Annotated in this window: 20 protein-coding genes; 10 read left to right on the forward strand and 10 right to left on the reverse strand. The window is 62.9% G+C overall.

Annotated elements, in window-relative coordinates; translation table 11 throughout:
* Nucleotides 1-18: 18 nt before the first annotated feature.
* Together HOP53_RS16470 and HOP53_RS16475 are read right to left on the reverse strand one after the other, a co-directional pair.
* Nucleotides 19-768 (reverse strand): AAA family ATPase, encoded by a 750-nt coding sequence (locus HOP53_RS16470; RefSeq protein ID WP_234271029.1) that lies wholly within the window; start codon nt 766-768, stop codon nt 19-21.
* 43 nt (nt 769-811) lie between these two features.
* On the reverse strand, nt 812-1,282 hold the full coding sequence (locus HOP53_RS16475; RefSeq protein ID WP_234271030.1) for a hypothetical protein: 471 nt from the start codon (nt 1,280-1,282) through the stop codon (nt 812-814).
* A gap of 542 nt (nt 1,283-1,824) precedes the next feature.
* Between HOP53_RS16475 and HOP53_RS16480 the strand changes: the two genes are divergently transcribed.
* The 3 genes from HOP53_RS16480 to HOP53_RS16490 all read left to right on the forward strand — a co-directional run bounded on the left by HOP53_RS16480 (nt 1,825) and on the right by HOP53_RS16490 (nt 3,729).
* Entirely contained in the window at nt 1,825-2,220 is a 396-nt protein-coding gene (locus HOP53_RS16480) for a metallophosphoesterase (RefSeq protein ID WP_234271031.1), read from the forward strand.
* A gap of 17 nt (nt 2,221-2,237) precedes the next feature.
* On the forward strand, nt 2,238-2,765 hold the full coding sequence (locus tag HOP53_RS16485; protein WP_234271032.1) for a metallophosphoesterase family protein: 528 nt from the start codon (nt 2,238-2,240) through the stop codon (nt 2,763-2,765).
* Nucleotides 2,766-3,492: 727 nt separating this feature from the next.
* A complete protein-coding gene (locus HOP53_RS16490; protein WP_010629537.1) occupies nt 3,493-3,729 on the forward strand; it encodes a hypothetical protein in 237 nt (78 codons plus the stop codon).
* A 78-nt stretch (nt 3,730-3,807) separates the two neighbouring features.
* Here HOP53_RS16490 and HOP53_RS16495 read toward each other — a convergent pair whose 3' ends face one another.
* From HOP53_RS16495 to HOP53_RS16520, 6 genes are all read right to left on the reverse strand, one after another.
* The gene (locus tag HOP53_RS16495; RefSeq protein ID WP_234271033.1) at nt 3,808-5,538 is read right to left on the reverse strand and encodes an ExeM/NucH family extracellular endonuclease; all 1,731 of its coding nucleotides are present in this window, start codon (nt 5,536-5,538) and stop codon (nt 3,808-3,810) included.
* 51 nt (nt 5,539-5,589) lie between these two features.
* On the reverse strand, nt 5,590-5,928 hold the full coding sequence (locus tag HOP53_RS16500) for an AzlD domain-containing protein (RefSeq protein ID WP_234271034.1): 339 nt from the start codon (nt 5,926-5,928) through the stop codon (nt 5,590-5,592).
* Complete coding sequence (locus tag HOP53_RS16505) at nt 5,921-6,667, reverse strand: AzlC family ABC transporter permease (protein WP_234238491.1); 747 nt, start codon at nt 6,665-6,667, stop codon at nt 5,921-5,923. Before HOP53_RS16505 ends, HOP53_RS16500 begins: the two co-directional genes overlap by 8 nt.
* Nucleotides 6,664-7,191, reverse strand: coding sequence for a helix-turn-helix domain-containing protein (locus tag HOP53_RS16510; RefSeq protein ID WP_086510900.1), 528 nt, complete (start codon nt 7,189-7,191; stop codon nt 6,664-6,666). Before HOP53_RS16510 ends, HOP53_RS16505 begins: the two co-directional genes overlap by 4 nt.
* Before the next feature lie 154 nt (nt 7,192-7,345).
* Nucleotides 7,346-9,025 (reverse strand): methyl-accepting chemotaxis protein, encoded by a 1,680-nt coding sequence (locus HOP53_RS16515; protein WP_234271035.1) that lies wholly within the window; start codon nt 9,023-9,025, stop codon nt 7,346-7,348.
* A gap of 84 nt (nt 9,026-9,109) precedes the next feature.
* Nucleotides 9,110-10,552, reverse strand: coding sequence for a uracil-xanthine permease family protein (locus HOP53_RS16520; protein WP_234271036.1), 1,443 nt, complete (start codon nt 10,550-10,552; stop codon nt 9,110-9,112).
* Nucleotides 10,553-10,848: 296 nt separating this feature from the next.
* Here HOP53_RS16520 and HOP53_RS16525 point away from each other — a divergent pair, with 296 nt between their 5' ends.
* From HOP53_RS16525 to HOP53_RS16535, 3 genes are read left to right on the forward strand one after another with little or no spacing between them, the layout of a single operon-like run.
* Nucleotides 10,849-12,741 (forward strand): site-specific DNA-methyltransferase, encoded by a 1,893-nt coding sequence (locus HOP53_RS16525; protein ID WP_234271037.1) that lies wholly within the window; start codon nt 10,849-10,851, stop codon nt 12,739-12,741.
* Nucleotides 12,741-13,445, forward strand: coding sequence for a hypothetical protein (locus tag HOP53_RS16530; protein ID WP_234271038.1), 705 nt, complete (start codon nt 12,741-12,743; stop codon nt 13,443-13,445). Before HOP53_RS16525 ends, HOP53_RS16530 begins: the two co-directional genes overlap by 1 nt.
* Nucleotides 13,429-16,311: a type III restriction-modification system endonuclease gene (locus tag HOP53_RS16535; RefSeq protein ID WP_234271039.1), complete on the forward strand. Its 2,883-nt coding sequence runs from the start codon at nt 13,429-13,431 to the stop codon at nt 16,309-16,311. The genes HOP53_RS16530 and HOP53_RS16535 overlap by 17 nt, the downstream gene beginning before the upstream one ends.
* 77 nt (nt 16,312-16,388) lie before the next feature.
* On the opposite strand, the gene HOP53_RS16540 is transcribed toward HOP53_RS16535, so the two are convergent.
* The gene (locus tag HOP53_RS16540) at nt 16,389-16,880 is read right to left on the reverse strand and encodes a YciE/YciF ferroxidase family protein (RefSeq protein WP_234271040.1); all 492 of its coding nucleotides are present in this window, start codon (nt 16,878-16,880) and stop codon (nt 16,389-16,391) included.
* Nucleotides 16,881-17,109: 229 nt separating this feature from the next.
* Here HOP53_RS16540 and HOP53_RS16545 point away from each other — a divergent pair, with 229 nt between their 5' ends.
* Nucleotides 17,110-18,600, forward strand: coding sequence for an FAD-dependent oxidoreductase (locus tag HOP53_RS16545; RefSeq protein ID WP_234271041.1), 1,491 nt, complete (start codon nt 17,110-17,112; stop codon nt 18,598-18,600).
* Nucleotides 18,601-18,800: 200 nt separating this feature from the next.
* Nucleotides 18,801-19,367, forward strand: coding sequence for an NnrU family protein (locus HOP53_RS16550; RefSeq protein ID WP_234271042.1), 567 nt, complete (start codon nt 18,801-18,803; stop codon nt 19,365-19,367).
* A gap of 26 nt (nt 19,368-19,393) precedes the next feature.
* Here the strand turns inward: HOP53_RS16550 and HOP53_RS16555 are convergent, their stop codons facing one another.
* Nucleotides 19,394-19,837 (reverse strand): YybH family protein, encoded by a 444-nt coding sequence (locus tag HOP53_RS16555; protein WP_234271043.1) that lies wholly within the window; start codon nt 19,835-19,837, stop codon nt 19,394-19,396.
* A 210-nt stretch (nt 19,838-20,047) separates the two neighbouring features.
* Here HOP53_RS16555 and HOP53_RS16560 point away from each other — a divergent pair, with 210 nt between their 5' ends.
* Nucleotides 20,048-21,127 (forward strand): NAD(P)-dependent alcohol dehydrogenase, encoded by a 1,080-nt coding sequence (locus tag HOP53_RS16560; RefSeq protein WP_234271044.1) that lies wholly within the window; start codon nt 20,048-20,050, stop codon nt 21,125-21,127.
* Nucleotides 21,128-21,295: 168 nt separating this feature from the next.
* Nucleotides 21,296-22,411, forward strand: a complete 1,116-nt coding sequence (locus tag HOP53_RS16565; protein ID WP_234271045.1) for a substrate-binding domain-containing protein — start codon at nt 21,296-21,298, stop codon at nt 22,409-22,411.
* Nucleotides 22,412-22,584: the final 173 nt, after the last annotated feature.

Consider the following 22,584-nt stretch of genomic DNA (forward strand, 5'->3'; position numbering starts at 1 on the left):
CCCTGTGTATGCCTTTCATCAAACCATTAAAGTAATGCTCAATACCCCAGTAAAAAAACCTATGGTAGCGGCGGCCGTTATTCCAATTATCATCTGACGCTTGGCTCGACGCTGTTTAAGTAGTGCATTGCTTTTCTCTTTGAGAAGATTAGCATCATGCTCGGCTTTAAGAGTTTCTTTTTCTTGTTTTAATTTCTCGATATTTCTTGTTAGGGAAGCATGGTCCTGTCGAAGTGCCTTGCTCGCATGCTGTAGAGCTGCGTTTTCTTCCAGGAGCGTCTCGCCATTCCGCTGAAGTGCTTCGTTTTGGTTTTTTGCAATATCGGTGAGTCGTGCAACGTCACTGGCCAATGAGGTGATCTGTCGTTCATAAATAGCATAGCGAGCTGATAAATTTTCTATTAGCTCGTCAGTCTCTTCGTTAAATGAGGCTCTCATTTCTTCTGTGGTTGAGCGATTGCTTTGAATTAAGGAGCAGCGCTGACGCTCGTTGAAAATAATCCTCAGACTTTCTATTAGGGTGCTTTTCCCTGCATTTGTCTCCCCAAAGAAGGCAATCGTAAACTTCTCCCATTCGGCATGTTCTTCCAAATAGTTAATTTCGCTATTGAATCTATTTTTTATATCATTTAATTGGCTTTTTATGCTTTCGAGGTGTGCGTTTCCTGTGGGGTGAGAAATTTTAACGCTAGAGATATCTAGCAAAGCTTGAGATACTTGTAGCTCTACATTGCGATATAGCTTAGAAAAGTCCTGTGCGTTGTTCACCATGCCCTCGCTTAATTTTTATGTTCCGTATTTAATGTTAAATTCAGTCGCTGCAGGATGTAGAGCTTTCACCTGAAGATCTCTGCTTGAAAGGAAAACAATATGGCTCGTAGCATATTACATTCATCATTTTACATTTGGTTGTTAGCACAAATATCGGCCTAAGCATGCAGAGCTTTAGTGTTTTCTGAAAAAAAAGCCGTTTCTGCACATTTTGCTGTGTAGGGGCTTGATTGAGTAGGACCGGCAGCTGCTTGGCAAGGGGGGCATTTACTGCTGGGCAAGATCGTTTCGCGCCTTCAGGTGGGTTGATTATCTGATAACGACCGTCGGTCATGGCCGAAGACAGCCGGCCGTCGTCAATTGCCACCACCTCCAGCGTCTCTGCTAGGGCTGCCGTGACAGGCTTGGTGGCTAACCAGACATGATGATCCTGCTGCCAGGCACTTACCTGTGCGGCGTCAACATTGGATGAGATCCAGCTTAAGGAAACACAGCTTGCGATATGACTCATGACGTTCCCTCGTGGTGAGACTTGGTTCATGGTCATCTGGCGATACGACAAAACGTGTCGGATTGCGTCGGCCGGGTAGCAATGGATCTTCCGTGGGCCGAGCTGGAGTGCTTGCGACGCAGTATGTCGCATTGGCTAAGTAACCTGCTTTCTACTGGAACGTAGGACGTACTTTTATTGCTTTTCTTCAATGTGCCGGGAGTTTGCATTGAATAGATTAGATATTCTGGTCCCCTGGCTTTCCCAGCTGTTGTTTACACACGACCCCATGCGCACCTGCTGTGTTGAAAATGATGCTTATGGTGAGTACGACAGTGTCGCCGTTACCATGGCTACGCGCATGGCTGGAGGGGAGAGACCTTCGGAAGCCCTACGATCCGCTCTTCGGGATTGGTTTGGCAGCGAGCTGGTCGCCGAGACTCAATTGACAGACCTTGATCAGGCGATAAGTGCCATGGTCGGCAATCAGCTTTGTAATCTTGCTATGGTGTTGGCCTAGAGGCGAGGGTAGAACTAATTCGACTGATTGAAAGGAAGCGGCGATGTACGATCTGATCGGTGATATTCATGGGCATACCGATGCCCTTGAGCGCCTACTGGCAGCGCTGGACTATCAGGAGAGGGATGGCCTCTGGTCGCATGCTGAGCGTCAGGTGATCTTCCTCGGTGACTTCATTGACCGTGGCCCCAAACAGGTCGAGACGGTGCGTATCGCCCGGGCCATGGTGGAAGCCGGCCAAGCCCTTGCGGTAATGGGCAATCATGAATTCAATGCCGTGGCCTGGCAACGCCCGATCCGCAGCAACCTGACCAGTTCCTTCGCGTCCACAGCGACAAGAATTCTGGGCAGCACCAGGCATATCTCGATCAAGTGGGGGAGGGTAGCGAGCTCCACCGTCAGCATATCGACTGGTTCAAGACTCTTCCGCTTCACTTAGATCTCGAAGGGCTACGTGTGATCCATGCCTGCTGGCACCCGCCCTCGCTGCAGATCCTGAAAGATCACACCGATAACCAGAATCGCATTCTGGAAAATGCTTGGCCTACATTATGCCAGAAGGGCAGCGAGCCATTTGAAGCCCTGGAAACGGCTCTCAAGGGGCTGGAAGTGCCGCTACCCAACGGAATTGAGTTCTCGGACAAGGACGGTAACCTGCGGCGGCATATCTGTACCCGCTGGTGGGAGCTGGAGCGCATGACCTACCGTGACTTGGCCATGGTTCCATCCGAGCAGATCGAGGCCATTCCCCATGAGCCGATACCCGAGGACGTCCTGCCCGGCTATCCTGGCGACAAGCCGCTGTTCGTTGGCCACTACTGGCTGACTGGCGAGCCGGAACCGCTTAATCAGTACATTGCCTGCCTGGATTTCAGTATCGCTGCAGGCCACTCGCGCGGCTCCGATGAGGGTAAGCTGTGTGCCTACCGCTGGGACGGCGAGCAAGTGCTTTCAAAAGACCGATTTGTTTGGGTGACAGCATGAGGCGAGACAGGTAAGGAGAAGGGGTTCGTTATTGGGGGCATGTATGGGGGCATATCCATTCTTCAAATTGGTAAATATGTAGTATTACCAGTGCCTTGTGACCGTTTATTCGAGTGAAGCTGGGCCCACCATCCTTTGTTACCTTCCTCTATCCTCTGCGGCTTAACTTGCAGGCACTGGTCAGTTAGCGCCTGATATGGCCTCGCTGAAATTGCTGACCGGACTTTTCTCCATCCGTATACCAGTAGGTACGGTGTCGCAGCCTGACACTTCGGCCATAAGCTTTGGTGAGTCGACGGTGGTCTTGGTCGGGCGCTCGCGGCCCGTTTGGCCAGCGTTCAGCACCGTCCAATTGCTGGTTCATCCTCCGTCCAATTGCAGGTTGGAGGCTCGCCCGAGCCGTTTCGCCATCACCTCACAGCTCGCCACCCGGAGGCGATCAGCTGTCGTCATTTTGATACTCAAGTGCCTGAAATTCTCAAAGAGTGTGGATCGTTATTCGCTGCATGAACCCTCTTCCACCCGAGGCTGTATAAGGGATACAGCGCAACGGCAACCAGTGGCTCCATGACATGCGATCTGATGCTGCGCTGCGCGGTTTCGATGACTTGCGCTCCGGCCAAGGCGTCGAGTGGATGCCGAAGCCGGGGCGGTTGCTTGGTTGCCAAAGAAATCAAACTGGATGATTGGTCGTAATTGACCCTGTCGGGAGGGAAATGCCATGCGAATGCTATCTATCGGACTGTTGAGCGGTGTGCTGGCCCTGGGACTTGCTGGCTGCGGTACCACCACTGGCGAGCGAGCGCTGAGTGGCGCCGGCCTGGGGGCAGCCGCCGGCGCCGGCACCGCCGCCATGACAGGCGGCAGCGTGACCAGAGGGGCGGTGATCGGTGGCGGCCTGGGCGCTGCCGCCGGGGCGGCCACCACCCGTGATGACATCGACCTGGGACGCCGGCGTCGCTGATTGACGACGAGAGAGCGCTTCCCAGTAATCGAAAGCATCATTCCATCATTGCCGGATGCGTCAGCTGCCCTGTTTCTGCTAACGCCACTCCAGGTCCACCGCGATGGGATCATGGTCCGAGGAGCGGAAGGGGTCGGGGCGGAAGTGGGGCGCTGCGTTGTCCGGCCCATCGTAGCCGAGGTAGGGCGGCTCATCGGCATTGATGGGCCACGGCCTCACTTCTGCCACTGCCGCGGCCAGTTCGGGGCTTGCCAAGGCATGGTCCAGGTAGCCCGATTCACCGCGGAACACGTAGCTGTAGCGGCGCTCCGGCGGTAGCTCGCGGGCCATCAGGTCCACGAGTCCTTCGCGGGTCAGGGTGAGGATCGGGTCCTCGGCGCCGTAGGCGTTGAGGTCGCCGGTCAGCAACAGGCGCTGGTGCCCCTCGGCGGCCGCCAGGCGCTCGAGAAAGGCGTTCATGGCCTGCGACTGCTCCACCCGGCGCTGGTTCCAGCAGCCCTGGCCGCGGTCGATGTCGCCGCGGGGCGGGCAGCCGGTCTTGGACTTGTAGTGAGCGGTAACGACGCCGAAGTCCGGGCCGCCGTCCACGCTGCGGAAGAAGGCCGCCAGCGGCGGGCGATGATGGGTGGAGGCGTTGTCGGCGTAGAGCTCGCTTACGGCCTCTACTCGGTCCGGCCGGTAGATCAAGGCGAGCTTGATGGCATCGCTGCCGCGGTCGGCATTTCCAGCCACCGCACGATAGCGGATGCCGGTTCGCTCGCTGAGCTGTTCGACCAGGTCGGCCAGGGCGCGCGGGTCGTTCTCCACTTCCACCAGGGCTAGGATGTCGGCCTGCAGCCCCTCGACGGCAGCGGCGAGCTTGGCCCGTTGGCGCTCCAGCTCCTCAGCGTTGGCGGCGCCGCGCTGGCCCAGGCTGATGAAATAGTTCTCGACGTTGAAGGTTGCCACCCGTAGCCGCTCACCTGGTGCCGGCAGCGGTTCCGGGCGCGGGTTGGTGTCCTCGAAGCGTGGCTCGATGATCGGGTGCAGGCGGTAGGCGTCGAAGGCGTGGGTCAGAATTCCGGTCAGGCCCTGAACGGTGCTGCCGACACGACGAGTGCCATTCGCATCCAGGTAGGGAATGGGGTCCGGAAAGGCACGGTAGCTGCCGTCGTCCAGCTCGAGGATGTCTCGCTGCTGGGCCTCGCCGGGCGAGTTCGTGGGGCGGAACAGGCGGTTGGCGGCCAGTCTCAAGGAGCCGTAGCGGGCGAGCTCGTAGTTGCCGGTGACGGTCAGCGTCTGCGGAAACGTCAGCAGCAGTCCTTCCTTGCGTGACAGCTGCTCCTCGCTGAGCGGCCAGTCGACCGCAAGCGGCTCGGGCAGTCGATCGCGGGCACAGGTCTCGATCCGCTCGACCCGCTGCAGCTGGATCTGGCCGCGGTACTCGCCGGTACGGGCGTGGAGTTGCAGATGTGTGCCGGGTGCGATGAGCACCCCATCGCTCGGCGTGGCGCCGGGCATGTAGACGAACAGGCCGACGGGGCCATGCTCCGTGTCCTGCTGCAAGTAGAAGCCATTTAGTCGTTCGCGGCCGAGAAACTCGCCGGTCACCACGCCGTCGACGATCACCTCACGGTCGGCGGGCAGGGCCGCGCGTTCACCCATCCCCTTGATGGCGGCAAGGTCTGCGCTGGATGTCTCGGGGCAGCTGGCTGCCGCCGGTAGGGCCACCAGCAGCAGGGCCAGCAACAGGCTGCAGGAGCCTGCACGGCGGGTCACGGCAGGGTGTCGGCGCGTGCCGGTAGTACGCGGCTGGGCGGTGAGGGTCATGCGTTCTCCAAGGTAAAGGCTGTCTTGGCTAAATGAGAAGAGTAACAGCGCTCACCCGAGCAGCATCATCACCGCTCCATAAGCCGCCACGCCCGCGGCCACCGGCCAGCCCAGGGTACGCTTGTACCACCACACGGCCAGGGTCGCCAGAACGCCGATGGCGGTGGCCAGCCAGGAGATGGCATCAGGGGTCACCGGCATCAACGACACGCCGAACAGGGCGGCGATCATCAGCGGGCCGAGTAGGCTCAGCCATTGGGGCATGGCCTCGAGGCTGTCGTCGTTCTCTTGCCGCGCGAGGCGGCGTTGCATCCACACCAGCGGCAGCAGGCGTATCAGCAGGGTGCCCGCCGCCGAGGCGAGCACGGCGATCCACAGGGCGTTACTCATGGCGCTCTCCTTGCGCGTCTTTTCTCTCCGCTGTGTGACCGAACTTGACGAGCTGGAAGCACAGCGCGCCGCAAACGGCGGCGAGGGGAATCGCCACGTTGGTCAGGCCGAGCAGCGTCAGCAGCAGGGCGCTGAGAATGGTCAGGCCCAGGGCCAGACTCCAGCGGCGGGAGGTGAAGCGCGGTGCCACCAGCACCAGGAAGAGCGCGGGCAGGGCGAAGGGCAGGATCTCGCCCATCATGGCCCAGCGCGCGACCAGCTCGCCGCCGACCAGGGCGCCCAGCGCCGTGCCGCCGATCCAGCTCAACCAGGCCAGCAGGGCGGCGCCGGTGTACCAGCCGAGGCGCTGGGCGGCGGGCAGTTGCGGCAGGCGGGCGTGGGCCAGGGCGAAGATCTGGTCGGTGAGGCCGTGCATCAGCCAGGGCCACAGGCGGCTGGGTGTCAGCCAGGGGGCCAGGTTGGGGGCGTATACCACATGGCGCAGGTTGATCAGCAGCGTCATGGCCACCACCAGCCACAGCGGCGCGCCGGCGGCTACCATGCCGACGAACAGGAACTGCGAGGCACCGGCATAGATCAGCGTCGAGATCGCTACGGCTTCCCAGGCGCTGAAGCCGGCCTGGGTGGCGATCAGCCCGAAGGAGATGGCCACCGGCACATAGCCGCCGAGCAGCGGGACGGCCTCGCTCATGCCGGTCAGCCAGGCACGGCTGGGTGAGGAGGCGGCTTGCAGGTTCATGAGCTCTGTTCCTCGTGATAGACGACGCTGAGCAGCAGCGTGGCCCAGCTATCTCCGGTGCGGTAAAGGTGGGGGCCGTCCGCGGCGAAGGTGAGAGACTCACCCGCCGAGAGCGTGCGGGTGTCGCCTTCCGGGCCGGCCTCCAGCGTACCGCTGATCAGGGTGAGCGTTTCACGGGCGCCGGGAGTATGAGGCTCGGCGCGCCGCAGGGTATGCGGTGCGCAGCGCATCCAGTAGGCATCGACCTGAGGATGGTCCTTGCCCTGGTCGAGCAGGCGAACCTCCACGCCGTCTTCGCCCAGGGGCACGGCGATAGGCGCCACCAGCGTGCCGAAGGGCACCTTCAACTGCACCGCCAGGCGCCAGATGGTGTCCAGGGTGGGGTTGCCGTTGCCCTGCTCGAGGCGAGACAAGTTCGACTTGGCGATGCCGGCGGCGGCGGCCAGCTGCGACAGCGACAAGCCCTGCGCCTGACGCAGGGTCTGCAGATGCTGGCCCAGGGTGCCGAGGGAGAGCTTGTCCAAGCGGATGGCCTCAGATTGTTCCTTTTAACGAACGTTCTATAAAAGGAACGGGTAGCTGTCAACCTCATCGTGCAGCCAAGCCACAAAAAGATGTCGCGGCTCATCCGAGCCGCGACAAGCGTCACGTACTGCTATTCGAGCTTCTATTCGGCCTTCAGGCCGTTGCCCATCCGGTCTGGTCCGTCAGCCTCGGCACATCGCTCGCATGGCCGGCTGGCAGGGCCGCCGCGGTATCCGCCGGCTCATGCGTCATGTCAGCCAGCTTGAACCTGGCGACGGCTTCGTCGAGGCGTTGCGCTTCGGCCTGCAACTGGCTGGCGGCCAGGCTGGCCTGCTGGACTAGGGCGGCGTTCTGCTGGGTGGTGTGATCCATGTCGCCGACCGCGGTGTTGACCTCGCCGATGCCACTGCGCTGCTCGTTGGAGGCCACGGCGATCTCGTTCATCAGTTCATTCACGCGCTGCACCGAGGCCATGATCGAGGCCATGGTGCTGCTGGCGCTGTCGGCCTGCTGGGTGCCGGCTTCGACTTGACGCACGGAGGTCTCGATCAGCTGACGAATCTCGGTGGCGGCGTCGGCGCTGCGGGTGGCGAGCTGGCGCACTTCGCTGGCCACCACGGCAAAGCCGCGGCCGTGTTCGCCGGCCCGGGCCGCTTCCACCGAGGCGTTGAGGGCCAGGATGTTGGTCTGGAAGGCGATGGAGTCGATCAGGCCGATGATCTCCGTGACCTGCTGGGAGCTGTCGCGGATCTCCTGCATCCGTGTGACCACGTTGGCCACCACCTCACCGCCCTGTTGAGCCCGCTCGGCCGCCTCGCGGGCCATGTCGCTGGCCAGCGAGGCGTTCTCGCTGTTGCGCTCCATGGTGGAGGTCATCTCCTCCATGCTCGAGGCGGTTTCGGTCAGCGAGGCGGACTGGCGCTCGGTACGTGCTGCCAGGTTGCGGTTGCCGCTGGCGATCTCGCGTGAATTGGCGAGAATCTCCGCGCTGCTGTCGCGCACCGTGGCGACGGTGGCCGAGAGGCCCTGCTGCATGGTGGCCAGCGCCGTGAAGAGCTTGCCGATCTCGTTCTTGCCGTGGGTTTCGACCGGTGAAGAGAGGTCGCCGCTGGCCATGCGCTGGAAGTGCTGCACGATGCGGTCCAGCGGCCGGATCAGGTTGGCGCTCACACCGCGGTAGACGATGCCGATCACCACCAGGGCGACGAGTAAGACGAAGACGATCACCCGCTGGGCAGTCGTTACCACCGAGCCGAAGTTCTCCGCCCGCGCAGCCCCTTCGGCCTCCACCCGATGGAAGAAGCCGACGGCGGCCTGATAAAAGCTGGCATTCTCCGCGGCGGCCCGCTCGCGCAGCGCCTGGTAAGTGGCCAGATCGCCCCCGGCAAGCGCTTCGGCTTGCGGCCTCAGGCTGTTCTCCAGCAGGGCGTTGAAGCTGGCTTCGATGGGGCCCATCAGCTCCGCATGCTCGGCTCGTACCGGCAGTTCGAGAAAGAGCTCGAAGATGTCGGCCATCTCGTCGAGCTGTGCGTTGAGATGCTGGGCTTGGGCCTGGATATCGGCGTCATGGGCGGTATCGAAAGCGCCGCTGGAGCGCTCGAGCAGCCCTTGGTAAACGTCGGCCATGTCGATGCGGGTGCTCAGCAGTACCGAGTTGGCGCGGTTGAGCGCGGCCTGCTGGGTGACGTTCACCGCACTGAAGGTATCGAAGCTGCGCTGGCTGTGGTTGACCGCATAGAGTCCCATGGCACTCAAGGCGATCAGCAGGGAGAGAAAGGCGAGCAGGACCAGCGTCCAACTCATTTTGACGGAAAGGTGGCTCAGGCTTTTCACTTGTGGCTCCTGGCGGCCCCGGGGCAGGGCTCGAATTGCATCGCGATGAAACGAGGGGCTCGGCCGAATCGGACCGAGCCGGCCTCAGCTGCTGCTGGCGTTGCCAGCCGAGCCTTCCTGGCGATGGGAGCGACGTGAGGCCTCCCGATCCTGAAGGGTGCTGCAGTCGGTGCCCTCGTCGGCGCAGGCCATGCGTTCGCGCTCGCGCTCCTCGTCGGCCAGGGTGACCCTGGGCAGCACGAGGTTGAGGGTGAAGGCGGTAATGGCCGCGACCACGATGGGGGCGCCACCGATGGCGTTCTGTATCCAGTCGGGGAGCAGCGCAATCGCTTCGGGTACCTGGGCGATACCCAGGCTAAGGGCGAGCGCCAGGCCGACGATGGTCATGTTGCGAGCGGAGAGTTCGTCCTTGATCAGCAGTTTGATGCCGGTCATGGTGATCATGCCGAACACGATCACGGTGGCGCCGCCGAGTACCGGATAGGGGATGGTCGTCACCAGGGCGCCGAACTTGGGGCTGAACCCGGCCAGCAGCATGAAGCCGCCGGCAAGTGCCAGCACGAAGCGGCTGATCACACGGGTCATCGCCACGATGCCGACGTTCTGGCTGAAGGTGGCGGTCGGCAGAGCGCCGAAGAAAGCGCTCAGGGTGGTGGTCAGGCCGTTGCCCAGCAGCCCGCCGGTGAGCTCGCGGGTTCTCAGCTCGCGGTTCATGCCGCCCACCGTGGTGGCCGAAAGGTCGCCGATGGTCTGCACGGAGTTGATCACGCAGATGATCACCATGGCGACGATCGCCGAGGTATGGAACTCCAGCTCGAAGGGCATGAACTGCGGTACCGCCACCCAGCCGGCCTCGGCCACGGCCTCGAAGCTGACCATGCCCAGCAACAGCGCCAGCATGTAGCCCACCAGCATGCCGACGATGATGGCCGAGAGCTTCACCACGCCCCTGCCGAACTGCGAGGCGATCAGCACCGTGGTCAGGGTGGCGAACGCCACGAACCAGTTGAGCGGCTCGCCGAAGCCAGGGGCTTCCACGTTGCCGCTGCCGGCCATGTAGCGCACCGCGATGTCGTAGAGCGACAGCCCGATCACCAGCACCACCGTGCCGGCCACCACTGGCGGGAACAGGTGGCGGATGTACTGAATGAAGTAGCCCACCACCATCATGCTGATGCCGCCGATGAGCTGCGCGCCGAGAATGCCGGCGATGCCGAACTGGCCGCCCACGGCGACCAGCGTGGGCACGTAGGCGAAGCCGACGCCGAAGATGGCCGGCAGGCGGGCGCCGAACTTCCATACACCGTAGAGCTGGAACAGCGTGCTGACGCCCGATGCCAGCACCGCGATCTGGATCAGCAGCAGGCGCTCTTCCACGCTGGCGCCCACCACCCCCGCCACGATGATGGGTGGGGTGATCACGCCGGCGATCATCGCCAGCACATGCTGAAGCGAGAGGGGCAGGGCCTTGCCTACGCTCGGCCTGCCATGAAAGTCAAAGATGGATGCGTTGACTTGCTTGGGCATGAGGACTTCCGATCGGCTCTTGGATTTGTATTACTTCATCTTCCTTGGATGTCTACAGTATCTCATTAAATTGTATACAGGAAATATTTTCCAGATCTGGAATGGCATCTTTCCCTTGGACTCGATCCTGCCCTCGACCGGCAACGCTGGTAGTATGTTGGCGGCGTGCCGATGAGGGTCGCCACTTACCGCAAGGTCGCTGGCGAATGGGCTGCAAGGCCGCTGACGAGAGAGCAGCGCGGAGGCCGAGGCAGTGGCAAGGCAGGGGCTGATGGCGTATCTGGACTGGGCATGAAATGAGCATCGAAAAACTCAAGACGAAGACCGACGACCTGTCGCTCGAGCTGGCGCGCGCGATCGCGGAGCTGGTGCCGGACGTGCTCACGGAAACGCGAGATCGGGATGGCCGCCTTCAGCAGACGATCGACTTCTCTCTGCTGCGCCAGGCGCTGGGCGACGCAGCAGCCGACGAGCAACAGGAGCGCTATCAGCTCGACTGGCCCGGCAAGCGCGCCGCGCTGCGTGAAGCGAACGCCTCGATCCGCATGGCGCTGCGCCCTGCGGAGCGCGAAAGCGTCGACTTCGCCCAGACGCGCAATCTGTTCATCGAGGGCGACAACCTCGATGCCCTGAAGCTGCTCCGCGAGAGCTATTTGGGTCAGGTCGACGTCATCTACATCGACCCGCCCTACAACACCGGCAGCGACCTGATCTACAACGACCGCTTCATCATGGCCAAGGACGAGTACCTGGTGAAGAGCGGCCAGGTGGACGAGGCGGGCGGCAGGCTGGTCGCCAACCTGCAGAGCAATGGCCGTTTTCACTCCGACTGGCTGTCGATGATGTACCCGCGGCTGCGCCTGGCGCGCCAGCTGCTCGCCGAAAGCGGCATCCTCTTCATCTCCATCGACGACAACGAGCGCGCCAACCTCGAGAAGCTGTGCGAGGAGATCTTCGGTGGCGGCAACTTCCTCGGCTGCTTCGTCTGGAAGCGCCGCAGCGGCGCCATGGATGCCGTCACCAATCTGAGTGAAGACCACGAATACGTGCTGGTGTACGCCAAGGCGAAGGCGACACTGAAGGGCGTGGAGCGCACCTTCGAGAAATACGCCAACCCCGACGACGACCCGCGGGGGCCGTGGATCTCGGACAACCTGAGCGCCGGCAAGCCGGGCGGCGACACCCATTACGCCATTCGCGACCCCGCCACCGGCAATGAGTTCTGGCCGCCCAAGGGGCGCTACTGGCCCTACAGCCGCACGACCATGGCCCAGAAGATCGCCGAAGGCCGCGTGATCTTCCCCAAGCAGGCCACCGGCACCCCCATGCTGAAGCGGTTCGCCGCGGAGGCGATGAAGCCGACCATTCCGGTTTCCTCGTGGATCGAGCGGCCCGGTGCCGGCAACGGCCAGAGCACTCTGGTCTCGCCGATGAACAGCGCCGCCACCCGGGCGCTCAAGGAACTGCTGGGCGAGAAGCTGTTCTCGTTCCCCAAGCCGGTGGATCTGATCAAGGCCCTGATCGAGCAGGGTGGCTCCCGCGATGCCCTGGTGCTGGACTTCTTCGCCGGCTCTGCCACCACCGCCCAGGCGGTGATGGAGTGCAACGCCAGCGACGGCGGCAACCGCCGTTACATCCTGGTGCAGCTGCCGGAGGCGCTCGACGAGCGCTCCGAGGCGGCCAAGCGCGGCTTTCACACCATCGCCGAGCTGTCCCGAGAGCGCATACGGCGAGCGGCGGCCAAGGTGCTGGAGGGGGAGTGCCATGACGAGTGGCGCCGCGACGTGGGCTTTCGCGTGCTGAAGGTGGACGGCACCAACATGAAGGAGCTGCGGCAACGCCCGGAGGCGCTCGCCCAGGGCGACCTGCTCGATGCCGTGGACAGCGTCAAACCCGGCCGCAGCGCCGAGGACCTGCTGTTCCAGGTACTGGTGGACTGGGGACTGGACCTGACGCTGCCCATCGCCAGAGCGCAGGTGCAGGGCAAGACGCTGTATCGCGTGGCGGACGATGCGCTGCTGGCCTGCTTCGACCTGGAGATAACGGAAGCCCTGATCGAGGAGCTGGCGGGCTACAAGCCGCGCAGGCTGGTACTGCGCGACAGCGCCTTCGATTCCGACGCCATGCGCATCAACGTGGAGCAGCAGCTGCGGCAGTTTTCTCCCGCCACGGAGCTGAGAGTGCTCTGATGCCCGTCGTGACCGAGATCCGCTACGACGCCAAGGCCGGGCGATACCGCCTCTTCGTCGACGGCGCCTACTGTACCAGCGTCAGACAGCGCACCTTTCCCGCGCTGGGCATCGAGCTGGGCCAGCGGATCGACTGCGACGAGATCAAGCGTCGGGAGGCGTTTCACTGGAAGCACGCCTACGGCGAAGCGGCCTGGAAGAAGGAGAAGGTGCGCATCGCGCGGGTGAAGGCGATCATCGAGGCCCGCTTCTCGGGCCTCGAGGTACTGGTGGAAGGCTTCGGCGCCGACTCCAACGACTTCATTCCCGAGCACCCGAAGGAGCCGGGCAAACCCGATCTGAGCATTCGCGGCAAGCAGTCGGGGCAGACCTACTGCGCCCTGGAAGTGTCGGGCACCGAGGTGAGAAGAGGGACGGACTACTGGGTCAGGCCCGACAAGCTGAGCTATGCCCAGCACCACCCGGAGCAGCACGTCTGGATCTGCCTGCACTACGCCCGTCCCAGCGAAAAGCTGGTGTTCATCCGGCCCGACCCGAACCAGTGCTACCAGCCCGTGCCGGTTCGGGTGGGCAAGGCCATCGAACATTACGTGCTGTTCGACGACGACTCCCGCGAGACCGGAAGCCTGGAAGATTTCTACGCCTTCCTTCTCTCACAGCGACCCGAGCACCTCCTGGCGAGCCGACATGAAGATCCGATTTAAAGTTCAGCCCTATCAGACCAGCGCCGTCGAGGCCGTGGTCGACTGCTTCGCCGGTCAACCCCGGGTCGATGAGCGGTTCCCCGGCTTCGAGCTGGGGCGTGGGGCTCGCTCACCGGCCTTCGACGAGGTCGTCGCCAATGCCGACTTCGCCATTGACGAGGCGCGCATTCTGGCGAACGTGCAAGCGGTGGCGCGGCGCCAGAACCTGCCTGTGCCGTCGTCGCTCACCGATTTCACCACCCTGGATGCCAAGGGCGAGCTCGTCCCCGTCAAGCCGGCCTACCGGCGCGATGCCCTGGCGGCCACCGGGGTGCACCTCGATGTCGAGATGGAAACCGGCACCGGCAAGACCTACTGCTACATCAAGACGATATTCGAGCTGAACAAGCGCTATGGCTGGTCCAAATTCATCGTCATGGTGCCCACCATCGCCATTCGCGAAGGGGTCGCCAAGTCGCTGGAGATCACCGCCGAACATTTCGCCGAGAGCTACGGCAAGAGGGCGCGCTGCTTCGTCTACAACTCGAAGCTGCTGCACGAACTGGAGAGTTTCTCGTCGGACGCCGGCATCAACGTCATGGTCATGAACATCCAGGCGTTCAATGCGCGGGGCAAGGACAACCGCCGCATCTACGACGAGCTGGACGACTTCCAGTCGCGCAAGCCCATCGACGTGATCGCCGCCAACCGACCGATCCTGATTCTCGACGAGCCGCAGAAGATGGAAGGGGCGGCCACCCTGGAGGCGCTGCCGCAGTTCAAGCCGTTGATGATTCTGCGCTATTCGGCCACCCACCGAACCCGCCACAACCGGGTTTTCCGTCTCGATGCGCTCGATGCCTACCAGCAGAAACTGGTCAAGAAGATCGCCGTGCGCGGCATTCAGACCCGTGGCTTGGCGGGCACCCACGCCTATCTCTATCTCGAGGGCATCGAGGTCACCAGGTCGGCCCCGGTGGCGCGCATCGAGCTGGAGATGCTCCAGGAATCGGGTGCCATCGTGCGCAAGCTGCGCCGTCTGACGCTGGGTGACGATCTGTTCGCGGCCTCTGGGAGGCTCGAACAGTATCGCGACGGCTTCACCATCAGCGAGATCGACTGTCATCGCGACACGGTCGGGTTCACCAACGGCCTGGTGGTGAAGGCCGGTGAGGCGCGGGGAGACGTCGCCGAGAGCGACATCCGCCGCATCCAGATTCGCGAGACCATCAAGGCGCACCTGGACAAGGAGAAGCAGCTCTTCGCCCAGGGTATCAAGGTGCTCTCGCTGTTCTTCATCGACGAGGTGGCGAAGTACCGCGACTACGCTCGGGCCGACGAAAAGGGCGAGTACGCGCGCATCTTCGAAGAGGAGTATGCGCAGCTCAAGGACGAGTATTTCGCTGAGCTGGCCCTGGACAACACTGCCTATCGCCACTATCTGGCAGGCGTCGAGGTCGCCGCCACCCACAGCGGCTACTTCGCCATCGACAGGAAAACCCGTCGGCTGAAGGATCCCGCCGTCGGGGCGCGCAGCGTCGAATCCGACGACGTGGAAGCCTACGATCTGATCCTCAAGGACAAGGAGCGTCTGCTGTCGCTGACCGAGCCCACGCGGTTCATCTTCTCCCATTCGGCGCTGCGGGAGGGGTGGGACAACCCCAACGTCTTCGTCATGTGCATGCTCAAGCACAGCGACAACAGCATCTCCCGCCGTCAGGAAGTCGGCCGCGGCCTGCGCCTCTGCGTCGACCAGCAGGGCGAGCGGATCGACGCGCCGGCGGTGGTGCACGAGATCAACGTGCTCACCGTGGTCGCCAGCGAGAGCTATCAGGATTTCGTTACCGGATTGCAGCGGGAGATCGCCGATACCCTCACGGGGCGCCCCGGCGAGTTCGTCGAGGCGCAGCTGCCCAGGGTCGAGGATGGGCGCAAGCCGAAAGCCAATCCACTCAATGCCAACTTCGATACGGCGGAATTCCAGGCGCTGTGGCGGCGCATCGGGCGTCAGGCGGTCTATCGCGTCGAGTTCGACTCCGACGCCCTGATCCGCCAGTGCGCCGAGGCCCTCGACCGTCAGCTGCGGGTCACTTCCTTGCAGTACGGCGTGCGGCGGGGCGTTCAGCGGGACGACCTCAGCGACGAGACGCTGCGCCAGGGGGAAGGCTTCTCGCTGATGGAGAGTGTGACGGAGTGGGCGCAGGCCGCGCCCGCCCAGGTCAGCTACGACCTGCTCGGCAGGCTGGCCGAGCGCGCTCGGCTCACGCGCCGAACCGTGGCCGGCATTCTGCAGCGGATTGCTCCCGCCGTCTTCGAGCAGTACCGGCTCAATCCCGAGCACTTCATCGCCGAGGCGGCGCGCCTGATTCACGAGCAGAAGGCGGCGATCACCGCCCGCCACCTCACCTATGCCGCCGTGGATGAACGCTATGACATGGGGATTTTCACCGCTGCCCAGAGCGGGCAGGACTTCTCCCGTGCCACGTCCCGGCTGAATAAGCACGTCTACGACTACGCCATCGTCGACTCCGAGGTGGAGCGCAGATTCATCCAGGCGCTGGAGGCCAGCGCGGACGTGACGGTCTATGCCAAGCTTCCGCGCGGCTATCGCATCCCCACCCCGATGGGTGACTACAACCCCGACTGGGCGATCTGCTTGGGGGAAGGCAGCGGTGCCCATCGCCATGTCGTGGTCGAAACCAAGGGCAGCCCATCGCTGACGGCGCTGCGTGACATCGAGCGGGCAAAGGTCGAGTGCGCCCGGAAATTCTTCGATGCCATCGGCAGCGACAGCGACAGCGACAGCGACGAGGGTGAGCTCAGCTATCTGGTGGTGTCGGACTTCGATGAATTGATGGATGCGGTGAAACAGGTGGAGCGGGCGTGACGCCATCCAGCGGGGGCGCCAGACAAAAAACCGGCCGGTATCTCCGCCGGCCGGTTCCCTTTCGTCTAGCGGCGTGCTCAGCCAGCCTTTCTGTTGACGTTCTGCTTGGCCAGCTTGCTCAGCTTGTCGTCGGTCGATTTCTCTTCCTTGAGCGTCTCGGCCAGGATCTCCTTGGCCTTGGTATGGCCCAGTTGCTCGGCCAGTTCGCACAGGGTGCCGTAGGCGGCAATCTCGAAGTGCTCCACCTTCTGGGCCGCGGCGATCAGGCCGGCATCGCGCACGGGGCCCTTCTCCGTGGAGTCGATCAGCTCTTCCCCTTCCTGAATCAGGCTCTCCATGGCGTGGCTCTTGAGGCGCTTGATGCGGATGTCGGGAATGGAGTCGGCAGCCTGCTCGAGGCGCTCCAGTTGGCCCTGGGTCTCCTCGAGGTGATGCTGAAAGGCCTCGACCAGCTTCTGGTCGTCGGCGGCGCGGGCCATTTTCGGTAGCGCGCGGGTCATCTGCTTCTCGGCGCTGTTGGTTTCCGAAAGCAGGCGCATGAACAGTTCCTGTGCATCCTTGATCATCATGAGGCTCCTCCTCTGGATCGTTTCCGTGGCCGTCTTCCTTCACGGCCTTTCTAACGTAGCAGGTACGCAGACAAGGATTTATTTCCATTCGGCGACGATATGTGAGGGTGTGCAAACCGGCCGATGGCCAGGCACGTCTTCACCTCGGGCAGGTAGAACCCTTAGCGCTATCACGCCGGGGCTTCTATAACTGAGGGCAGAGTGCGAGTTGTCCACGAAAGGAGTCGTTATGGATGCGATATGGACGCTGGGAAGCCGCAACGTGGCCGAACACCCGCCGCTTGCCGGAGATGTCGAGGTGGATGTCGTCATCGTCGGAGCCGGTATCACCGGGCTGACGACGGCGCAGGCGCTGGTCGAAGCCGGCCAGCGCGTCATGGTGCTGGAAGCGGGCAGGGTGGGAGCCGGTGTGACCGGCGGTTCCACCGGCAACCTGTATGCCACGCTGGCCTCCGGGCAGGCCGCGCTGCGGCGCAAGTGGGGCGACCAGGTCTCGGCCGACGTGGTACGGGCCCGCGCGGAGGCCCTCGATCACATCGAGGCGCTGGTCGAGCGCTACGCCATCGACTGCCAATTCCAGCGTCAGCCGGCCTACCGGCTGCTGACCGAGGATCGTCAGCATACCCAGCACAACCTGAACGACGAACTCGATGCGCTGGTCAGTGCCGGGCTGGGTGCCGAAATGAGCGACGGCCCCGGGCTGCCGTTCGACAGCTGGGGGCTGCGCATCGCCAATCAGGCCCAGTTCAATCCGCTGCATTATCTCCAGGGGCTGGCCAATCGCCTCATCGGCGAAGGCGTATTGATCCATCAGCACAGCCCGGTTCGCGAGATCGATGCCGGCAAGGGCACGGTCAAGACCGATACCGCCACCATCACCGCCAAGGACATCGTCCAGGCCACCCACACCCCCAAGGGTATCAGCCTGGTTCAGGCCGGCATGCTGGTATCCCGCGAATATGCGGTATGCGCCAAGCTGAGAAGCGGTGACTATCCCGAAGGCATCGTCTGGGTGCTCGACCCGTTCCACTCGCTGCGTAGCTATCGCCATGGCGACGAGCCATACCTGCTGGTGATTGGCGAGAAGCACAAGACCGGCGAGCATCAGGGCGATCACTACCAGTTGCTGCGCGAGTACCTCCAGAGCCGGTTCGATATCGAGGCGTTCACTCATCAATGGTCGGCCCAGCAGTACGGCTCGCCCGATGGGCTGCCCTACATCGGGCGCATGCACGGCAGCGACAATCTCTACATGGCCACCGGCTTCGGTGCCGACGGCCTGATCTGGGGCACGCTGGCCGGCAGGATCATTGCCGATCGGATCCAGGGCAACGACAACCCCTGGCAGGCCCGCTTCGGCGCGCGTCGCATCACGCCGGGCAAATCGGCGCTGCAGTACGCCAAGGAGAACGTCACCGTCACCAAGCACATGCTCAAGGACTACCTGGGTACCGAGAAGCTGGCGGATTTCAGCGAGGTCAAGGCGGGAGAGGGGCGGGTGGCGACCGTCGACGGAGAGAAACTCGCCATCCACCGTAGTACGACCGGTGAACTCAAGGTGCTCTCGGCGATCTGCCCGCACATGAAATGCATCGTGCACTGGAATGCCGCCGAAGCCACCTGGGATTGCCCCTGTCACGGCAGCCGCTTCGATACCGACGGCGAGGTGATCGAAGGGCCAGCCTTCAGGCCGCTGGAGCGGCTGGAAGAACCGCGTTAACGATCCTCATGCATCCACAGCCCCTTCTTCGCCTGCGCGCTTGGCCGTGGGCGGCGTAGCCCCTAGAGCTGGTCGCAGGGCTTCACGCCACAGCCAAGCGAACTTGGTGTAACCCATCAGTATGGTTAAGCTGCATCATGTTTCATTGTCGGTAGCCGTGAGGCTCGCCGCCCCAATACGCTTTGCACAGGAAGCCGCCCATGCTCGTGATGATCCTTGGCCTCGTGATTTTTCTCGGTGCCCACTCCGTTCGTATCTTTGCCGAGGACTGGCGCAGCGAGCAGATTCGCCGCCTGGGGGAGATGCGCTGGAAGGCGCTGTTCTCGGTCGTCTCCATCGTCGGTCTGGCGCTGGCGATCTGGGGGTTCGGGCGCATGCGGCTCGACCCCATCTGGGTGTGGTTTCCGCCGGTGGGCCTGCGGCATGCCGTGGCGCTGCTGATGATCCCCGCCTTCATTCTGCTGGTGGCGGCCTACGTGCCCAACAACCACATCAAGGCCAAGCTGGGTCACCCCATGGTGCTGGCGGTGAAGGTGTGGGCCTTGTCTCACCTGCTGGCGAACGGCCGCCTCGGCGACATCATCTTCTTCGGCGCCTTCCTGCTGTGGGCGGTGATCGACTTCCGTGCCGCCAGGCGCCGTCAGCCGGCGCCTGCGGTGACGCCGCGTCCGGTCGGCACCGCCATCACCGTCGTCGGCGGGTTGATCGCCTACTACCTGTTCGCCTTCCACCTGCACGTTTGGGTGACCGGCATGCCGGTGATGTAGAGCGAATCACCCTCTTGGGGCCGGCCTCAGGGGGTGAGGTGCAGCAATGCCTTGTCGCTTTCCATGTCGAAAGGGGCGGAAAAGTGTTCGTGCACCACCTTCCACTCGCCCTCGATGCGCCGGTAGCCGCTGGTCAAGCGTAGCCATCCCGCCTGGAACTCGCCCTTGGCGTCGGTGCCGCCGCAGCGTTGCAGGGCATGGCAGAAGGCCACCTGGTGATCGGCATGGATCGTCACCTCGTGCAATTCGAGAACCATCGGCCCCGGGAACATCTCCACGCACGTTTGCCAGTGGTCGCGGTAGGCCGCCACCCCTTTGAATTGCAGCTTCATCACCGCATCGAAGGCGACGATGTCCGGGGCATAGTGAGCGACGATGGCGTCGACATCCTGGGCACGCACTGCGGCCGCCCAGCTTTCCAACTGTTCCAGTACCGCAGCCTCGGCGGATAGGCTGGCATGAGTCGTCATGGGGATCTCTCCTCGGTTCGCCTGGGTCAATTCTCAGTCTGGCACTTTCCTGTCGTTCGAGTGGCGCTGGGGTCGACTCCCGGCTGACCCCATTTTTTGGCGATCATGGCTACCTTGATCTGTATCAAGGGGTGCAGGCCGTCCGTGACGGATAGTTCTCCTACGGAATCTCTCTTCGTCAACGACCAGACGACATCAGGAAACCACGCCATGCCTGCCATGATGAAAGCTGCCATCTTCGTCGAACCCGGTCGAATCGAGATCGACGACAAGCCGATACCCGACATCGGGCCCAATGACGCCCTGATTCGTGTCACCACCACCACGATCTGCGGTACCGACGTGCACATCCTCAAGGGCGAGTACCCGGTCGAGCGCGGGCTCACCATCGGGCATGAGCCGGTCGGCGTGATCGAGAAGCTGGGCGCCAACGTACGCGGTTACCAGGAGGGGCAACGGGTCATCGCCGGCGCCATCTGTCCCAGCTTCACTTCCTACGCCTGCCAGGACGGCTGCTGCGCCCAGGACGGCGGCCACCATGCCCACGGCTACAAGCCAATGGGCGGCTGGCGCTTCGGCAACACCATCGACGGCGCCCAGGCGGAGTATCTGCTGGTGCCGGACGCCCAGGCCAACCTCGCCCCGGTGCCCGATGGACTGACCGACGAGCAGGTGCTGATGTGTCCCGACATCATGTCGACCGGCTTTGCCGGTGCCGAGTCTGCGGGCATCAAGATAGGCGACAGCGTGGCGGTGTTCGCCCAAGGTCCCATCGGCCTGTGCGCCACGGCCGGTGCCAGGCTTCGCGGCGCCGGGCTGATCATCGCCGTGGATGGGGTCGATGAACGCCTGGCCATGGCGCGGCAGATGGGCGCGGACGTGACCCTGGACTTCCGCAAGGTCGACGTGGTCGAGGAGATCCTGCGCGTCACCGGCGGGCGCGGCGTGGATGCTTCCATCGAGGCGCTGGGGCTGCAATCCACCTTCGAAGCCGCGCTACGGGTGGTCAAGCCGGGCGGCACCCTGTCGAGCCTGGGCGTCTATTCGAGCGATCTCACCCTGCCGCTGGGCGCCTTCTGCGCCGGCCTTGGAGATCACAAGATCGTCACCTCGCTCTGCCCCGGCGGCAAGGAGCGCATGCGGCGGCTGATGCAGGTGATCGAAACCGGGCGCATCGACCTCGGCCCGATGGTCACGCACCGCTATGCGTTGGCGGACATCGTCGAGGCCTACGACCTGTTCTCGCATCAGCGCGATGGCGTCTTGAAGGTGGCGATACAAGCAAGCTGAATAGCGTTGAAACGGCATACGCTCTTTTCTGCACAGGCTGCTACTCTTCGTTACATGGGATTGAACGGTCATTCAATGTTCATCCTCTCGTCATGAAGTCACGCGATAAGGGGCGGGGGCAGAACCCCGCCTTTGTCACCTGTGCAAGTTCCTCATGGAGAGCTCGTCATGTCGTTCACTCGCCGCCGTTTCCTCAAAGGCACCCTGGCTGCCGGCGCGGTTGCCACCGTCCCTTCGTTCTACATCAACAAGGTGTTGGCTCAGGAGCAGACCCTGCGCATCTATGCCTGGGCGGGCTACTTCACCGATGAGATGCTGGCCGACTTCACCGAGAAGACCGGCATTCGCGCCACCTTCACTCCGTACGGTACCAACGACGAGCTGATGAACTCGCTGCGTGCCGCCGACGGCTCGGGCTTCGACGTGATCATGCCCACCGTGGACCGGGTACCGGGCTACCTGGATTACGACCTGGTGCAGCCGCTGGACGAGTCGCGCATCAATTGGGACGGGGCGCTGGAGAGCGCCATCGAGGGTTCCAGAGTAGGCGGTGTGGTCAATGGCCAGCGTTACTTCGCCCCCAGCGACTGGGGCACCGAGGCGATCACCTGGCACCGCCGCTTCGTCGATATCGACCGCGCCAACCTCAGCTATGCCGACCTGTGGAACCCCGAACACGGCCAGGGCGTGACGGTACGTGGCCATTCCGCGCTGGTGGGCATCGGCCTGTGGCTGGAGCGTGAGGGCAGGCTGCCTTACCCGCTGCTCGACTCCTACAAGAGCGAGGAGGCCATGCGCGCCAACTTCGATGTCATCCTCGAGGAGGCGGTCAAGCACAAGCAGATGCTGGTGCAGTTCTGGAATACCGAGAACGAGGCTCAGGCCGCTTTCCGTACCAACGGTGCCGTCATCGGCCAGACCTGGGACTCCACCGCCTTCCGTCTGCGCCAGGAGGGCGAGGACATCGCCTACGGGGCGCCGAAGGAGGGGGCGATGGCGTGGATGGAGGGCTTCGTGATTCCCAAGAATGCCCAGAATCCCGATGCCGTGTACGAGCTGATCAACTGGTACTACACCCCCGAGGCGGGCGCCATGTTCGCCGAGGCCACCGGCTACAACTCCACCTCCAAGGGCGCCACCGAGCTGCTGCCCGAGGAGACGCGCCAGTTCTTCACCGACTCCTATACCGATGAGGACCTGGCCAACCTGTGGTGGTGGCCGATCCAGGAGCCGTGGTACGTGGCGCTGCGCAACGAGTACCAGGATCGCTATCTCAGCGCTTAGGGATGAAAGTGGCTGCGCTCGGCCATACGTCGTTAAAAATCAGCTCAAGATGCTCATTTACTGCAGTAAACTCCGCTCTTTCGCTGATTTTTGCCTAGTCTGGCCATCGCTCGCCGACTTTCCGCAAGTAGCTCTAAAAGGCGGCTTCGATGAGATATCGAAGCCGCTTTACC

It is taken from the genome of Billgrantia ethanolica (assembly GCF_021404305.1).
GTDB classification, from domain to species: domain Bacteria; phylum Pseudomonadota; class Gammaproteobacteria; order Pseudomonadales; family Halomonadaceae; genus Halomonas; species Halomonas ethanolica.

Excerpts from the sequence above, each read along its gene's own strand:
- HOP53_RS16475 (WP_234271030.1), bottom strand. The coding sequence starts at position 1,282 with ATGAGTCATATCGCAAGCTGTGTTTCCTTAAGCTGGATCTCATCCAAT.
- HOP53_RS16480 (WP_234271031.1), top strand. The coding sequence starts at position 1,825 with ATGTACGATCTGATCGGTGATATTCATGGGCATACCGATGCCCTTGAG.
- HOP53_RS16490 (WP_010629537.1), top strand. The coding sequence starts at position 3,493 with ATGCTATCTATCGGACTGTTGAGCGGTGTGCTGGCCCTGGGACTTGCT.
- HOP53_RS16495 (WP_234271033.1), bottom strand. The coding sequence starts at position 5,538 with ATGACCCTCACCGCCCAGCCGCGTACTACCGGCACGCGCCGACACCCT.
- HOP53_RS16500 (WP_234271034.1), bottom strand. The coding sequence starts at position 5,928 with ATGAGTAACGCCCTGTGGATCGCCGTGCTCGCCTCGGCGGCGGGCACC.
- HOP53_RS16505 (WP_234238491.1), bottom strand. The coding sequence starts at position 6,667 with ATGAACCTGCAAGCCGCCTCCTCACCCAGCCGTGCCTGGCTGACCGGC.
- HOP53_RS16520 (WP_234271036.1), bottom strand. The coding sequence starts at position 10,552 with ATGCCCAAGCAAGTCAACGCATCCATCTTTGACTTTCATGGCAGGCCG.
- HOP53_RS16525 (WP_234271037.1), top strand. The coding sequence starts at position 10,849 with ATGAGCATCGAAAAACTCAAGACGAAGACCGACGACCTGTCGCTCGAG.
- HOP53_RS16530 (WP_234271038.1), top strand. The coding sequence starts at position 12,741 with ATGCCCGTCGTGACCGAGATCCGCTACGACGCCAAGGCCGGGCGATAC.
- HOP53_RS16535 (WP_234271039.1), top strand. The coding sequence starts at position 13,429 with ATGAAGATCCGATTTAAAGTTCAGCCCTATCAGACCAGCGCCGTCGAG.
- HOP53_RS16540 (WP_234271040.1), bottom strand. The coding sequence starts at position 16,880 with ATGATGATCAAGGATGCACAGGAACTGTTCATGCGCCTGCTTTCGGAA.
- HOP53_RS16545 (WP_234271041.1), top strand. The coding sequence starts at position 17,110 with ATGGATGCGATATGGACGCTGGGAAGCCGCAACGTGGCCGAACACCCG.
- HOP53_RS16550 (WP_234271042.1), top strand. The coding sequence starts at position 18,801 with ATGCTCGTGATGATCCTTGGCCTCGTGATTTTTCTCGGTGCCCACTCC.
- HOP53_RS16555 (WP_234271043.1), bottom strand. The coding sequence starts at position 19,837 with ATGACGACTCATGCCAGCCTATCCGCCGAGGCTGCGGTACTGGAACAG.
- HOP53_RS16560 (WP_234271044.1), top strand. The coding sequence starts at position 20,048 with ATGCCTGCCATGATGAAAGCTGCCATCTTCGTCGAACCCGGTCGAATC.
- HOP53_RS16565 (WP_234271045.1), top strand. The coding sequence starts at position 21,296 with ATGTCGTTCACTCGCCGCCGTTTCCTCAAAGGCACCCTGGCTGCCGGC.